This is a genomic window from Intestinimonas sp. RTP31139st1_F5_RTP31139_211217, from assembly GCF_040226735.1.
GTDB classification, from domain to species: domain Bacteria; phylum Bacillota; class Clostridia; order Oscillospirales; family Oscillospiraceae; genus Intestinimonas; species Intestinimonas butyriciproducens.
In genome coordinates this window covers 23,833-35,674 of sequence record NZ_JBCOAQ010000031.1, presented here as the reverse complement: position 1 = coordinate 35,674, position 11,842 = coordinate 23,833, and the positions used below count along the sequence as shown (strand labels likewise).

General features: G+C 63.7%; 12 protein-coding genes. 4 read left to right on the top strand and 8 right to left on the bottom strand.

The genetic code is table 11. From position 1 onward, the window contains the following. On the top strand, nt 1-538 hold a 538-nt coding region (locus tag ABUA09_RS14710), incomplete at its 5' end, for an ATP-binding protein (protein ID WP_502880775.1). Nucleotides 539-614: 76 nt separating this feature from the next. On the opposite strand, the gene ABUA09_RS14705 is transcribed toward ABUA09_RS14710, so the two are convergent. After that, nucleotides 615-1,103 carry an N-acetyltransferase gene (locus tag ABUA09_RS14705; protein WP_216521398.1) on the bottom strand — a complete coding sequence of 163 codons (489 nt, stop codon included), beginning with the start codon at nt 1,101-1,103 and terminating at the stop codon, nt 615-617. 166 nt (nt 1,104-1,269) lie between these two features. Here ABUA09_RS14705 and lepB point away from each other — a divergent pair, with 166 nt between their 5' ends. Next, entirely contained in the window at nt 1,270-1,884 is a 615-nt protein-coding gene (gene lepB / locus ABUA09_RS14700) for a signal peptidase I (RefSeq protein WP_033117029.1), read from the top strand. Between the two features lie 152 nt (nt 1,885-2,036). Here the strand turns inward: lepB and ABUA09_RS14695 are convergent, their stop codons facing one another. The 5 genes from ABUA09_RS14695 to gap form a co-directional block, all read right to left on the bottom strand. Next, complete coding sequence (locus ABUA09_RS14695) at nt 2,037-2,672, bottom strand: ABC-2 transporter permease (RefSeq protein WP_349949450.1); 636 nt, start codon at nt 2,670-2,672, stop codon at nt 2,037-2,039. Further along, nucleotides 2,669-3,529, bottom strand: a complete 861-nt coding sequence (locus ABUA09_RS14690; RefSeq protein ID WP_033117027.1) for an ABC transporter ATP-binding protein — start codon at nt 3,527-3,529, stop codon at nt 2,669-2,671. The genes ABUA09_RS14695 and ABUA09_RS14690 overlap by 4 nt, the downstream gene beginning before the upstream one ends. 1 nt (nt 3,530) lies before the next feature. After that, nucleotides 3,531-3,905: a GntR family transcriptional regulator gene (locus tag ABUA09_RS14685; protein WP_033117026.1), complete on the bottom strand. Its 375-nt coding sequence runs from the start codon at nt 3,903-3,905 to the stop codon at nt 3,531-3,533. Nucleotides 3,906-4,106: 201 nt separating this feature from the next. Then, complete coding sequence (locus ABUA09_RS14680) at nt 4,107-4,628, bottom strand: TIGR04002 family protein (RefSeq protein WP_058116915.1); 522 nt, start codon at nt 4,626-4,628, stop codon at nt 4,107-4,109. 177 nt (nt 4,629-4,805) lie between these two features. Continuing rightward, nucleotides 4,806-5,819 (bottom strand): type I glyceraldehyde-3-phosphate dehydrogenase, encoded by a 1,014-nt coding sequence (gene gap, locus ABUA09_RS14675; protein WP_033117054.1) that lies wholly within the window; start codon nt 5,817-5,819, stop codon nt 4,806-4,808. 264 nt (nt 5,820-6,083) lie between these two features. Between gap and ABUA09_RS14670 the strand changes: the two genes are divergently transcribed. Both ABUA09_RS14670 and ftsH read left to right on the top strand, forming a co-directional pair. Continuing rightward, on the top strand, nt 6,084-7,148 hold the full coding sequence (locus ABUA09_RS14670) for a sensor histidine kinase (RefSeq protein WP_349949451.1): 1,065 nt from the start codon (nt 6,084-6,086) through the stop codon (nt 7,146-7,148). A 225-nt stretch (nt 7,149-7,373) separates the two neighbouring features. Next, nucleotides 7,374-9,242, top strand: a complete 1,869-nt coding sequence (gene ftsH / locus ABUA09_RS14665) for an ATP-dependent zinc metalloprotease FtsH (protein ID WP_033117023.1) — start codon at nt 7,374-7,376, stop codon at nt 9,240-9,242. Between the two features lie 87 nt (nt 9,243-9,329). Here ftsH and ABUA09_RS14660 read toward each other — a convergent pair whose 3' ends face one another. Both ABUA09_RS14660 and serC read right to left on the bottom strand, forming a co-directional pair. Further along, complete coding sequence (locus ABUA09_RS14660; RefSeq protein ID WP_208318992.1) at nt 9,330-10,499, bottom strand: phosphoglycerate dehydrogenase; 1,170 nt, start codon at nt 10,497-10,499, stop codon at nt 9,330-9,332. Between the two features lie 20 nt (nt 10,500-10,519). After that, on the bottom strand, nt 10,520-11,605 hold the full coding sequence (gene serC, locus ABUA09_RS14655) for a 3-phosphoserine/phosphohydroxythreonine transaminase (RefSeq protein ID WP_216521394.1): 1,086 nt from the start codon (nt 11,603-11,605) through the stop codon (nt 10,520-10,522). Between the last annotated feature and the right edge of the window lie 237 nt (nt 11,606-11,842).

Sequence of the window (11,842 nt, the reverse complement as noted above, 5' to 3'; positions counted from 1 at the left end):
CTCCCATGCCGAGGGACAGAGAACGGCCCTGGGGGACCCGGCGGAGATGGAACACGGCCTGGAGGAGGCGGAGGAGGCGCTTACGCGGCGGCGGGGCGAGTACCGCGCCCTGGAGCTGGCGCTGGAGGTCCTCTCCCAGGCCAACGGAGAGCTCCAGGCCCGGTTCTCACCGGCGCTCAACCGTCGGGCGGGACAGCTCTTCTCCGCCCTCACCGGCGGAAAATATGAGGAGCTCACCCTCACCCGTGAATTCGAGGCGGCGGCCCGGGAGGCCGGCGGTGTGCTGCCCCGGCGGACCGTCAGCCTGTCCCGGGGCACGGTGGACCAGCTCTATCTGGCGGTGCGTCTGGCGGTGTGCGAGCTGGCCCTCCCGGCGGAGGAGCCCGCCCCACTGGTGCTGGACGACGCCCTCAGCGACTTTGACGACGCCCGTATGGCCCTGGCTCTGGAGTGCCTGGAGCAGTATGCCGGGGAGCGCCAGATCCTGCTCTTCACCTGCCATGGCCGGGAGCGGGCCTGGCAGGCGGGGCGGGGATAGAAAAAGGCCCCCATTCCTTTGGAATGGGGGCCGGGGTGACGGAAGAGTCCCCGTTTTGCCCGACTGGGGGAAGGGGTCAGGGACACGGGGTCTGGTAGGCGATGCGGGGGCTGCCGTCCTCCACATAGATGACGCCGCAGCGCCGGAAGCCCGCCCCCTCGATGAGGCGCTGCATGGTGTGGTTGTCGTGGTGGGTGTCGATGCGCAGATTGGCGCACCGCGCCCGACAGAAGGCCGCGCACCGGCGGAACACCCCGGGCATCCGTCCGTCGCTGGCCACCCGGTGGATCACGCCGTAGGGCGCGTCGCTGAGCCAGGAGCCCCCCTCGATGCGGGCGTAGGTGGGATCGTCGCCCGGGAGAAAGGCAAAGGCGCCGTGGACCGTGCCGCGCTCATCCGTGTCCACGTAGAGCCGCCCCCGGCGGATATCTTCCTCCAGCAGAGCGGGAGAGGGATAGTCGTCTCCCCACTGGCTGGGGTTTCCGTGCAGACACATATAGGCGCGGGCGGAGGCGTACACTGCCAGCAGGGCGTCCAGATCCCCCGGTTCGGCGGGCCGTATCATGGCGCTCGACTCCTTTCCTCGTTCCATGCCCTTGGGTATCAGGGGCAGCTTTGACAGAGAATATCATAACACAAGCCGCCCCGCCGGGCAAGCGGGAGCCGGCTTGCAATCCAGGCACAAAAAGGGTATAATACCCTCACCTGTTTTCGATTGGGAGGGAAACCCCGTGTTTGAAGAAGAACATCTCGAGCCCCAGGAGAGCGGCGAAGAGGAGAGCAGGCTCTCCGACCGGGACGCGCTGAAGGTGGATCTCTACTTCTGGCTCCAGGCGCTGGTGATGGCCCTGGTGGGCCTCATTCTCGTCTTTACCTTCATCGGGCGCATCATCGGCGTGGACGGCTCGTCCATGATGCCCACCCTGCACGACCACGATATGCTGCTCCTGCAGTCCATCGGCTATACGCCGGAGTCGGGCGACGTGGTGGTGCTGAGCAAGAAGTCCTTCCGGGAGGGCCAGCCCATCGTCAAGCGGGTCATCGCCGTGGGGGGGCAGACCGTGGACATCGACTACGAGAGCAACACCGTCTATGTGGACGGGGTGGTCCTGGATGAGCCGTATATTCTGGAGCCCATGCGGGAGCTCCCCTCCAATTTCGCCACCCATGTGGTGGTGCCGGAGGGCTCTATTTTCGTTATGGGCGACAACCGCAACAATTCCACCGACGGCCGCAGCCCTGAGCTCGGCGTGGTGGACGAGCGGTGCGTGCTGGGCCGCGCCCTGTTCGTGCTGCTCCCCTTCCAGGACATCGGCCCGGTGGAGTCCATCTCCCGCCCGGCCTGAGCCCAAGGTTCCGTCCAAGCGTTCCCGTGAGAAAAAAGCACCGCGGCCAATCCGATTGGCCGCGGAGCTTTTTCAGTCTGACGAAAAACCTGTTGTTAGGAATCGCCTGTGGTCTGAGGCTGGGGTGTCCGATGAGGCGGGCCCTCCTCCCGTCAGAGGTCCTTTTCCCGGTAGATGCGCAGAGAGAGAAAATAGGAGGGGACCAGCGCCACCAGTCCCACCAGGGGAGCGGCGGCCAGCAGGGTGAGAAGGATGGAGGCGCCCAGCCCCGCCTCGGAGAGGACCATCGCGCCGCCCACGGTCCCGCCTGTCAGGACGGCCACCACTAGGACCAGGTAGAGCCGGCCCCTCTGGGAGCCGAAGCGGAAGAGGAGGGGCAGCAGTATGGCGGTCATGAGGATACCGAAGCCGGCGGGGGCCACGGCGCTGAGCTCGGCCTCCAGCAGGGTGGCCGTGCCCGCCCGGCCCAGGAAGAAGAGCAGCGCCTGAAGCAGGGCGGCCAGCGCCAGGGCGGCCAGACTCACCAGAAGCGTGAAGAGGTATTTGGCCCGGACCACACCCGGCCGGCCCGCGGGCAGAGAGGCGGCATATTTGTCCCACTTGGCCTGCTCGTCATAGGAGAAGGTGTTTGCCGGGATCATGACGCACATGAGCACCAGGAAGGTGCAAAGAAAGGTGCCGTCGTAGACCCCCGTCAGGGAGAGAAGGAAAAAAACGCCCAGGATAAAGGCGTAGCTCCTGGCCAGGGTCCTCATGAGATAGAAGTCCTTTTGCAGCAGTCCTTTCACGCCTCGTCCCCCCTTACTGTGAATACCATGATGTCCTCCAGCGTTACCGGGTCCACCGTGAGCGCCGGATACTGCCTCCGGAAGGCACGGCGGTCCCGCACCAGGGCCTCGCAGCCGAACTGGCCTGTCCGGGCCCCAACCAGCAGCGCCGGGTCCACGCCCTGGAGGTCCGAGCGGGCGCAGGCCAGCCGCCCATAGGACTCCAGCAGCTCGTCCTTGGCCCCCTGCACCGCCACCCGTCCCCTGTGGAGGTAGGTCACATAGTCCGCGGCCTTCTCCAGGTCGCTGGTGATATGGCTGGAGAGGAGAATGGCGCGCCCCTCATCCTGGATGAAGTCCAGGAACTCGTCCAGCAGCTCGTTGCGCACCACCGGGTCCAGCCCCGAGGTGGGCTCATCCAGGAGGAGGAGACGGGGGTGGTGGGACAGGGCGGTGGCGATGGAGAGCTTCATCCGCATCCCCTTGGAAAAGTCCTTGATCTTTTTGTCCCGGGGCAGCCCAAACTTGTCCAGATAGCCGTCAAAACAGCGCTGGTCCCAGTTCCGGTAGGCGCCGGAGAGGATACGCCCCACCTGGGGGGCCTTCAGCGGGTCGTGGAAGCTGGCCTCGTCCAGCACCACGCCGATGTCCTCCTTAAAGTCCGGCTCTGCCTCCGATACCGCCCGGCCAAAGACCTTGACCGTGCCGCCGTCCGGGCGGATCAGATTTAAAATGGCCCGCAGCGTGGTGGACTTTCCCGCCCCGTTTTCCCCGATGAGGCCCACGATGGCCCCACAGGGCACCGTCAGGTCCACCCGGTCCAGCCGGAAGTCCCCGTATTCCTTGCACAGGCCCCTTACTTCAATGGCGTTTGTCATGTCAGTCGTCTCCATATAAAATCGTGAGCGCATCGGCCAGCTCCGGAAGGGTGACGCCGCCCCCTTTGGCGATCTGTACCGCCTGGGAGAGGTGCTCCTCCACCCGCCGGAGGCAGTCCTCCCGGACCAGCTCCAGGTCTCTGGGCGCCACAAAGCAGCCCTTGCCGGGCACGGTGGTGAGAAACCCCTCCCGCTCCAGCTCCTCATAGGCCCGCTTGGTGGTAATGACCGAAATGCGCAGCTCCTTGGCCAGCAGCCGCATGGAGGGAAGGGCCTCCCCCTCGCGCAGCTCTCCCCGCAGGATGAGGCCCTTCATCTGCTGGGTGATCTGCTCGTAGATCGGCACGCCGGCGCTGTTGCTGATGATGATGTCCATACGTCACCTCGAGATGCTATACTGTATATATCCAGCATATACAGTATAGACGCAATGCCCCTCTCTTGTCAATAGGGAAGGGAAAAATATTTCAAGCAAAAAAGGAAGAGGGCTGGAAGGGCACATGTTGGTAAAACGGGGCCCGGGAATGCCGCTGCGGCATTCCCGGGCCCCGTTTCCCAGTTCCCTACTCCCATGGACTCAGTGTTGAAGCAAAACATACAGCCTCTGCTTGAGATCTACCCGGTCCAGGACCCCGGCCAGCGCCAGGAAGAGGACGGCGCTGCCCACGGCCTGCACCAGATTGCCGGTGACCGACATCAGAAAGGCGGCCCAACCGCCGAATAGGAGGCCCTCGGCCAGATAATAGCCCACCACGGTGATGGCGCCGGCGAGAAGGGTGGCGGCGGCGTTCCGGCGGGTGAGCAGCCGCTCTCCCCGGCTGGAGAAGGGGAGGACCACCAGGGACTTGATGACGACGGTGGCGGGCATCCACATGGGCGCGGTGAGCAGGTCGGCAAGACCGGCCCCCACCACGGCGGCCCCAACGGCGTAGGGCGCGGGCAGCAGGGCGGCGGAGAGATAGATCAGCGCGTCGCCGAAGTGGACATAGCCGCCCGTGGCCCCGATGGGCACATGGAAGAGAAAGGCGGTCATGATGGTGATGGCGGCGGCCAGAATGGCGGCGGTGACCAGAGATTGCAGCTTGGTTTGGGCGCGCATGGCAAGGACCTCCTTGGAAACTTCTGCATCCAGAATACCACAAACTGAGCTGATTAAAATATCCAGTTTTGATGTATTTTATAAGGTCAGATTTGGCCGGAGGGTCCGGGAGCTGAAAAAAGGGCCGTGTCCCGTCAGAAAGACGGGGCACGGCCCTTTGACCTGTGCGGGGAAAGCTTACTTGTGGTCCACGGAGCTCATATAGGTAATGAGGTCCACCACCTTGTTGGAATAGCCCCACTCGTTGTCGTACCAGGACACGACCTTCACAAAGGTGTCGGTGAGGGCGATACCGGCCTTGGCGTCGAAGATGGAAGTGCGGGGGTCGGAGATGAAGTCGGAGGAGACCACGTCCTCGTCGGTGTAGCCCAGCACGCCGGCCAGCTCGCCTTCGGAGGCGGCCTTCATGGCGGCGCAGATCTCATCGTACTTGGCGGGCTTGGCCAGGTTCACGGTGAGGTCCACCACGGACACGTCCAGGGTGGGCACACGCATAGACATACCGGTGAGCTTGCCGTTGAGGGCGGGGATGACCTTGCCCACGGCCTTGGCAGCACCGGTGCTGGAGGGGATGATGTTATAGGTGGCCGCGCGCCCGCCGCGCCAGTCCTTCTTGGAGGGACCGTCCACGGTCTTCTGGGTGGCAGTGACGGAATGCACGGTGGTCATCAGGCCGTCCTGGATGCCGAAGGCGTCGTTGAGGACCTTGGCGATGGGGGCCAGGCAGTTGGTGGTGCAGGAGGCGTTGGACACAAAGGTCATGCTGGGATCATAGGTTGTATTGTTGACGCCCATGACGAACATGGGGGTGTCATCCTTGGAAGGAGCGGACATAACGACCTTCTTGGCGCCGGCGTCAATGTGTCCCTGGGCCTTCTCCTTGGTGAGGAAGAGACCGGTGGACTCCACCACGTACTCCGCGCCGATCTCGCCCCAGGGGATCTCGGAGGGGCTCATCTTGGCGTAGACCATCACCTTGTGGCCATTGACGGTAATGCTGTCCTCATCATACTCGATGGTGCCGTCGAACTTGCCGTGGATGGTGTCGTACCGGAGCATGTAGGCCATATAGTCGGGGGTCATACCGGGGTCGTTGATGCCGACAAACTCCACGTCAGGGCGGCTGAGGCCCGCGCGGAATACCAGGCGGCCGATTCTGCCGAAGCCGTTGATACCGATCTTGATGCTCATAAGCTCATACTCTCCTTTGAAAATCATATGGGACCTCGTTTACGGCCATTATTATAATGCACCATCAAAAAAATATCAAGAGCCTATGAAAAGAAAATTCCATGGCTTTCGATAGTAAGTTTGTAAGGTGCGTAAAATTCGACAAATTTCGACATTTTCTCTTGTAGGGGGGCCCAATATTTGGTACACTTAAAGCAATTATAGTTTGAGCCCTCTGCGCATGCTAGTAGCGAAGACCATTGAGGAGGCATTTTTTTGTCAACCATGGAATTGGACCCGGCACAGCTTTTCGACGGCTTTCCGGAGCCGGTGCTGCTGCTGGAGGAGGGGACGGTACGGTATCGGAACCCGGCGGCGGGGAGGGTGTTCCCGGGCCTGCGGGAGGGGGACCGCGCGCCGGAAGAGCTCGCGGTTCCGACAGACGCAGAATTCCCCATCGTGTGCACCGGGCGCGTGGGCGCAAGGAGCTTCCGCATGAGCGTCCAGGACGTGGGGCGGGGGGGGCTCCTGGCCGTGCTGCATCCGGAGCATGAGGCGGTCGCCGGACCGGGGCTGGAAAAGCTGGCCCTGCGGCTGCGGCAGGAGACGGCCGGTCTGGCGGCCTCCCTCCAGCGGCTGGAACCCGCCGGCGGAGAGAGCGACCAGAAGAAACGAGAAAAATATCTGGCGGCTGCCAATCAGGGACTTTACCGCCTGCTGCGGCTGGCCGACCACCTGGAGTTCGCCGACGCCCGGGACCAGGACCTCTATCGGCCTGCTCCGCTGGACATGGCGGGGTTCTGCCGGGAGCTGTTCCGGGAGGTGGAGAGCGTGTGCGCCATGTCGGGGTACCGTTTTTCCTATGAGACGGAGCTCGTCACCCTCCTCACCGTGGGGGACGAGGCCCTGCTGCGGCGGCTGGTGCTCAGCCTGGTCTCCAACGCCAGGAAGGCGGCGGGGGCCGGGGGCGCGCTGGGGGCGCGGCTGGCCAAGCGCAGGGGCCGGGCGGTGCTCACGGTATGGGACCGGGGGAAGGGGTTGGAGGCGGAAGATCTGGCCCGGCTGTTCGGCGGGGAGGCGCGCGGCGTCTCCATGGACCCTGGAGAGGGCCTGGGCCTGGGGCTGGAGGCGGTGCGGCGCATCGCGCGGCTCCACGGGGGCTTCCTCATGATGGAGGGGCGGCCCGAGGAGGGCCTGCGAGCGGTGGTGTCCCTGCCCGTGCAGCCTCCGGAGGCGGGGGTTGGACTGCGCTCCCCGGCGGGGGAGTACGCCGGGGGCTTCTCACCGGTGCTGGTGGAGCTCTCCGACGTGCTGTCCGCCCGGGTGTTCGCCCCGGAGGACGTGATTTGAAACACCGCCCGCCCGGCCCAGGCCGGACGGGCGGTTTCTGTATGGAAGGGGGTCTCTCCGGCGGTCTGCGGGCCGCGCGGCGTGCGCGGGTCGGTTTTGGGGGACAAATGAGAGCAGCCGTCCCAAGTTTGCAAAAAATTCAAAACTTGTCCATATTTCGTACAAGAAATAAAAAGATAATAGAGGGCGAAACAGAACAAAAGACCGCGGAAAGGAAGAGTTACCATGGTAACCCATACGGAAGACCCGCAGAAGCCCAGCAAAAAACCACTGATCTACTACTATATCCTGGCGATGATCGTCCTGCTGCTGCTCAACGCGCTGCTGTTTCCCTCCCTCCTCCAGAAGCAGGTGGTGGAGGTGCCCTATAACCAGTTCCTGGACATGGTGGACGAAGGCAAGGTGAAGGAGGTGGCCCTGGACGACGCCGACGGCCAGCTTGTGTTCGTCGCCGAAGGGGAAAACGGCAGGGAAGGCTACTACAAGACCGGCATCTGGCCGGACGACGGCCAGCGGCTCCTCCAGCAGCTCCGGGAGTCCGAGCCGGCGATCCAGTTTGAGGCCGAGATTCCCACACAGGCCAGCCCCATCATGACCTTCCTGGTGAGCTGGGTGCTGCCCATCGTGTTCTTTATTTTCATCGGGGAGCTGCTCTCCCGCCAGATGATGAAGCGGATGGGCGGCGGCCTGCCCGGCAACGCCATGACCTTCGGCAAATCGGGGGCCAAGATCTACGCCGAAACCGAGACCGGGGTCACATTCGCCGATGTGGCCGGCGAGGAGGAGGCCAAGGAGGCCCTTACCGAGATCGTGGACTTCCTCCACAACCCGGAAAAATACGCCCAGATCGGGGCCAAGCTGCCCAAGGGTGCGCTGCTGGTGGGACCTCCGGGCACCGGCAAGACCCTGCTGGCCAAGGCTGTGGCCGGCGAGGCCAAGGTGCCCTTCTTCTCCATCTCTGGTTCGGAGTTCGTGGAGATGTTCGTGGGCATGGGTGCGGCTAAGGTCCGGGACCTCTTCAAACAGGCCCAGGAGAAGGCCCCCTGCATCGTCTTTATCGACGAGATCGACACCATCGGCAAAAAGCGGGACGGCTCCGGCATGGGCGGCAATGACGAGCGGGAGCAGACCCTCAACCAGCTCCTCACCGAGATGGACGGCTTTGACGGCCGGAAGGGCGTGGTCATCCTGGCGGCTACCAACCGGCCCGACACCCTGGACCCCGCCCTGCTGCGCCCCGGGCGCTTTGACCGCCGGGTGCCGGTGGAGCTACCCGACCTCCAGGGCCGGGCAGCCATCCTGAAGGTCCACGCCAAGGACGTGCGTATGGCCGAGGACGTGGACTTCCTGGCCATTGCCCGGGCCACCTCGGGCGCCTCCGGGGCGGAGCTTGCCAACATCATCAACGAGGGAGCCCTCCGGGCGGTGCGTATGGGCCGGGGCCTGGTGACACAGGAGGACCTGGAGGAGAGCGTGGAGACCGTCATCGCCGGAGCCCAGAGGAAGAGCGCCGTCATCTCCCCCGAGGAGAAGCGCATCGTGGCCTACCACGAGACCGGCCATGCCCTGGTGGCCGCCCTCCAGAGCCACTCCGCACCCGTGACCAAGATCACCATCGTGCCCCGGACCTCCGGCGCCCTGGGCTACACCATGCAGGTGGATCAGGGGGAGCGCAACCTCATGAGCCGCACCGAGCTGCTGAACAAGATCGCCACCCTCACCGGCGGCCGGGCGGCCGAAGAGCTGATCTTCGGCGCGGACAATATGACCACCGGCGCCTCCAACGACATCGAGCAGGCCACCAAGCTGGCCCGGTCCATGATCACCCGGTACGGCATGACCGAAGAGTTTGATATGGTGGCGCTGGAGGCGGTGCAGAACCGCTATCTGGGCGGGGACACCGCCCTGGCCTGCTCCGCCGAGACCGCCGCCCGCATCGACGCCAAGGTGGTGGAGACCGTCCGCAGCGCCCACCAGAAGGCCGCGGACATTCTGAAGGCCAACGAGTCCAAGCTCCATGCGCTGGCCAAGTACCTGCTGGAGCAGGAGACCATCACCGGCGAAGAGTTTATGCAGGTTCTGGAGCGGAGCTGAATCCGCGGTATAGAGAGCAGAAAGCTGCCCGCGCGCCCTCAATGGGGCGCGCGGGCAGCTTTGTTCTCAGAAAAAGGGAAAGACGGCTCAGTGCCGGAGGACGCGGACCCGCAGCACGCCGGAGATGGCGCGGATCTCGTCGGCCACCGCGTCGCCCACCCGGGCGCTTACGTCCACGATGGTGTAGGCATAATTGCCCTTGGATTTGTTGGTCATGTTCTCCACGTTCACGTTCTCTCTGGAGAGGGCGGCGGTGATGGAGGCCAGCATGTTGGGGACGTTCCGGTGGATGATGCACAGCCGGGTCTCGCCGGACCAGTCCTGCTCCAGGGTAGGCAGGTTGACGGAGTTGCGGATGTTGCCGGTCTCCAGATAGTCCCGGAGCTGCTGGGCCGCCATCAGGGCGCAGTTCTCCTCGCTCTCGGGGCTGGAGGCACCCAGATGGGGGATGGGGACCACGTTCTTCACCAGCGTGAGGGCGTTGTCGGGGAAGTCGGTGACATACCGGGCCACCTTGCCGCTCTTCAGGGCGGCGATCATGTCCTCGTCCGCCACCAGGCCGCCCCGGGCCAGGTTGATAACGCGCACGCCGGTCTTCATCTGGTCGAAGGCGGCGGCGTTGAGCATCCCCTTGGTGTCGGCCGTCTGGGGCACGTGGATGGTGATGTAATCGCAGTTTTTATAGATGGCGGTCAGATCGGTGACATGGTGGACCAGACGGGAGAGGGACAGGGCGGCGTCCACGGAGAGGAAGGGGTCGTAGCCGTAGACGGTCATCCCCAGCTTGGTGGCGATGTTGGCCACCTGCACCCCGATGGCGCCCAGGCCGATGACCCCCAGATTCTTGCCGGAGATCTCGGGGCCCACGAACTGGCTCTTACCCTTTTCCACCACCTTGGCCACGTCCTCGCCGGCCCGGGCCTGGGCCTTCACCCATTCCACGCCCCCCACCACGTCCCGGGAGGCCAGCATCAGGGCGCACACCGCCAGCTCCTTGACCGCGTTGGCGTTGGCGCCGGGGGTGTTGAAGACCACGATGCCGCTTTCAGAGCAGCGGTCCACGGGGATGTTGTTGGTGCCCGCCCCGGCCCGGGCAATGGCCCGGAGGGCGGGGGGAAAGACGTATTCCTGCATGTCGGCGGAGCGGACCAGAACGCCGTCCTCGTTCTCCACGCCGTCGGAGACGGTGAAGCGGGAGGCGTCCAGCACAGAGAGGCCGGTGGGGCTGATTTGATTCAAAGTTTTGATACGGAACATCCTTGTACCCTCCCTGATCTTCAGTTGTTTTTGTCAAACGCGCGGATGAAGTCGCAGAGCTTCTCCACGCCCTCCACGGGCATGGCGTTGTAGATGGAGGCGCGCATGCCGCCTACGCTGCGGTGGCCCTTCAGGTTGGTAAAGCCCGCGTCCACCGACTCCTTGACGAATTTGGCGTCCAGCTCCTCGCTGGCGGTGCGGAACACCACGTTCATATCCGAGCGGGAGTCCTTCTCCACCGCGCAGGTGAAGAGGCGGGAGGCGTCGATGGTGTCATAGAGCATCCGGGCCTTGCCGTGCTTGATGGCCTCCATGCCTTCGACGCCGCCCTTTTCCTCCAGCCAGTCCAGCACCAGGCCCAGCATATAAATGCACCAGCAGGGGGGCGTATTGTACATGGAATCCTTGTCGATCATGGTCTTGTAGCTGAGCATCAGCGGGGTATAGGGGAGCTCGCGGCCCGCCAGCTCTTTCTTGACGATGACCACGGTGAGGCCCGCGGGGGCCATGTTCTTCTGGGCGCCGGCGAAGATGACGCCGTACTTGCTCACATCCACCGGGCGGGAGAGGATGTCGGAGGACATGTCGCACACGATGGGCACGCGCCCGGTGTCGGGCACGTACTGCCACTCGGTGCCGTAGATGGTATTGTTGGCGCAGTAATAGAAATAAGACGCCTCGGGGTCCAGCTCGAGCTGATCCTGGGCGGGGATGTACGTGTGGTTCCTGTCCTCCGAGGAGGCCGCCAGGTGGATGGCGCCGTATTTCTTCGCCTCTTTATAGGCGATGTTGGAGAAATTGCCGGTCACGGCGTAGTCCGCCTTGCCGGTGGCGCCGATGAGGTTCATGGGCGCGGCGGCGAACTGGGTGGACGCGCCGCCCTGGAGGAAGAGGATATGATACCCGTCCGGGACGTGGAACAGGCGGCGGAACTTGGCCTGGGTGTCGTCGAAGATCTTCTGGAACACTTTAGATCGGTGACTCATCTCCATGACTGACATACCAGAGCCCTCGTAGTTGGTGATCTCTGAGCCCGCACGCTCCAGAACTTCCAGCGGGAGCATGGAGGGACCAGCGGAAAAGTTGTACACGCGCTCTTTACCCATGGTTGATAAGCCTCCTTAACAATTTGGAGGGACCAATTTGCCCGATTTTTGGGGAAACTGGCGCCTCTTTGTACCAGTTCCGCGATAATTTTGATCGCTTTACTGAATTAAAGTTTATTATATACATGCCGAGGACAGGTGTCAATGAGAGGGAGACACAAAAAATAAAAGCGGGGGACGGGCGTTCTTTGTATAGTATACCGTCCCGGGGGCGGAGTGGGGAGAGGAGGGGCGCTC

Bases quoted from the DNA above. Each gene is read 5' to 3' on its own strand.
- ABUA09_RS14680 (WP_058116915.1), bottom strand. From the start codon at position 4,628: ATGCGCGCCCAAACCAAGCTGCAATCTCTGGTCACCGCCGCCATTCTG.
- ABUA09_RS14685 (WP_033117026.1), bottom strand. From the start codon at position 3,905: ATGGACATCATCATCAGCAACAGCGCCGGCGTGCCGATCTACGAGCAG.
- ABUA09_RS14670 (WP_349949451.1), top strand. From the start codon at position 6,084: ATGGAATTGGACCCGGCACAGCTTTTCGACGGCTTTCCGGAGCCGGTG.
- ABUA09_RS14660 (WP_208318992.1), bottom strand. From the start codon at position 10,499: ATGTTCCGTATCAAAACTTTGAATCAAATCAGCCCCACCGGCCTCTCT.
- gap (WP_033117054.1), bottom strand. From the start codon at position 5,819: ATGAGCATCAAGATCGGTATCAACGGCTTCGGCAGAATCGGCCGCCTG.
- ABUA09_RS14690 (WP_033117027.1), bottom strand. From the start codon at position 3,529: ATGACAAACGCCATTGAAGTAAGGGGCCTGTGCAAGGAATACGGGGAC.
- serC (WP_216521394.1), bottom strand. From the start codon at position 11,605: ATGGGTAAAGAGCGCGTGTACAACTTTTCCGCTGGTCCCTCCATGCTC.
- ABUA09_RS14705 (WP_216521398.1), bottom strand. From the start codon at position 1,103: ATGATACGGCCCGCCGAACCGGGGGATCTGGACGCCCTGCTGGCAGTG.
- ftsH (WP_033117023.1), top strand. From the start codon at position 7,374: ATGGTAACCCATACGGAAGACCCGCAGAAGCCCAGCAAAAAACCACTG.